We start from the raw sequence: 2,287 nt of genomic DNA on the forward strand, positions 1-2,287 counted from the left end.
GGCGGCTCTTCTTCGTCATCTTCGCTCCTGATTCGCAGCAAGAATCCTCGCCGCTGTCAGGCAGAAAATCCACTCAAGCTACTGTCCGAATTTGCGGGGCCAGCTCTGAACTTCGCGCCTGTGAGCAGGCTGGCGTCACGGTCACATTGCCGAAACCGCAGACCTCAGGTGCGAAAGCCGCCGGCCGTTTTGGCAAGCAGGACTTCGTCTATGTTGCGGCCGAGGACATCTATCGCTGCCCTGCCGGCGAACGGCTCACCTACCGCTTCACCGGCCAAGAGGATGGTAAGATGCTGCGCCGTTACTGGACGACCGCTTGCCAAACCTGCGCGCTCAAAGCTCAGTGCACGACCGGCCCCGAGCGGCGCATCGCGCGCTGGGAGCACGAGGCCGTGTTGGAGAAGATTCAGCGGCGGCTCGACCAGGACCCGAACAAGATGACTTTACGCCGTCAAACGGCGGAGCATCCGTTCGGGACGATAAAGGCCTGGATGGGTGCGACGCACTTCCTGATGCAAAGACAACACAAGGTCGCGACCGAGATGGCGCTGAATGTGCTCGCCTACAATATGAAACGTGTAATAGCGATTCTGGGTTGCCGAACACTGCTGGAGGCGATGCAAACGTAAGGGATATTTGTACGCCCAGATCGGCGGCATTCGAGTCCAGAAGCTTCTGGCTGCTCATCCGGCCGCCTAAATCGAGCCGCGAAGCCGATGCCGAACCTTCGAACTGCCCCAAAAGAGGTTCTCACACAGCCTGGGCCCTCGTCGGACATCCGACTTGGCCTTCACAATGTCCGCCTTCGAGGGCTACGCGGACGTGGCTTCAGGTTGATCAGCCGCTTTGCGCCGAAGGGGAAAGCTCATCACGTCGCGCGATTGCGTCGCTCAAAGGCGGGCGATGAGCCGTGGTGCGTCTGTCCCGTCGCGCGCGTGATAGACATCCCCCAGCTCGTGAACGCACCAGCGCGCGTCCCTGCAGGAGCTGGGGATAGTCTCGAACACAACCACAAAGAAGGAGCCGAGCAGGCTACAAGCTCGGCTACGGAAGCGTCGCGTTGGGGAACCCTGCGAAGGGGACACTATAGGGACACTACTTTTGGTTTCCCATGCCCGATCAACAGGTTACATAGACCCTCATTCTCTCACAAGGGGAGAAGGGCAGGGGCGCCCCGCAATGAGGGGATTTACGCCACCGACACCAAAAACTCGGCGGAAACCTGTCGGCGGGAACGTAGGTAGCCCTCCCCCTGACTCAAACCCCCGACTGGTCAAATAGGCCGAGATGATTTCAGTGAGAGCAGATCGGAAGCTGACCACCGATTGACCACCGAAACCCCGTGAACGAACGGAGATAAAGGTGGTCGATCGGGAGCAAACTTCATTGTTTTTGTTGATCTTTTCGGCCGCTATTTACGTTCGGGACGCAAGGGGCGCGCGTGCTGGCCGCGCGATCAAGCGATTTACATTTCGGCCATAACGTATTGATTTTGCTAGTGCTGTTTTGGTTGCCTTTTACAGCTAAGTGCCTGAAATCTCTTTTAGAGAATGAGACTCTTAATCAGCGGGTCCCAGGTTCGAGCCCTGGTGCGCCCACCAAGCTTTTCAATAAAATCAATGGCTTATAGGATGACAGCAGAAATCCTTTGCCGTCAGAAAAAAGTATAAACAGGTATAAACTTTTCCGATCCGCGTCCGCCGCAACCGCGCAGTTCCCCCTTGCAACTTTTTCGTGTAAGTCGGTTGGGTTGATCATTTGCGATAGTTGAGAACGTTCGCTACGGGCGGGGGCACGTATGGCGAGACCGACGAGATCCAAGCGCGACGATCTCCAACTCACCGTTCACATTTCAAATTCGAAGCCCGTCGAATTGGTCGATTTGGGTCAAAGCTTCGAAGCTCTTGGTGAACTCTACACGGAGTTCGTCACTGCCAAAGGTTACGAGCCGCTCGAAGGAAATGCTCGCCTCTATGTAGTAGACGTTCGCAGTGGAAGCATCATAGCTTCCCTAAAGGGGCTGCTAGATCAAGCCTCCTTCATAGTCGACCATTTGGAGGTTTTGGCGGGCTTCCTAGGAAACTTAAACGACTGATCACCTTCTTCACACGGCGCGACATTAAGACCGTGGAAGAAACCAACGTCACTAGAGCTGAAGCGGAGCGTCTCTCAAGAGCGCTAGTACCCACTTTTCTTGGAACGTGAGTCGTGATTCAAGGTCGGGATGATACCCGAAGCAAGAGAAGTCCACCTTTCGAGGAAAGATCGCAAGGTGCTTGAGGCGTGC

The 2,287-nt window shown here is 55.9% G+C and carries 1 protein-coding gene; it reads left to right on the top strand.

The features are described 5' to 3' along the window. Window positions 1-629: transposase (locus tag QJT78_RS50350; RefSeq protein ID WP_281460833.1), on the top strand; the 629-nt coding region annotated here is incomplete at its 5' end. Window positions 630-2,287 lie beyond the last annotated feature (1,658 nt).

Source organism: Bradyrhizobium sp. Mp27 (assembly GCF_029953005.1).
Lineage (GTDB): Bacteria > Pseudomonadota > Alphaproteobacteria > Rhizobiales > Xanthobacteraceae > Bradyrhizobium > Bradyrhizobium barranii.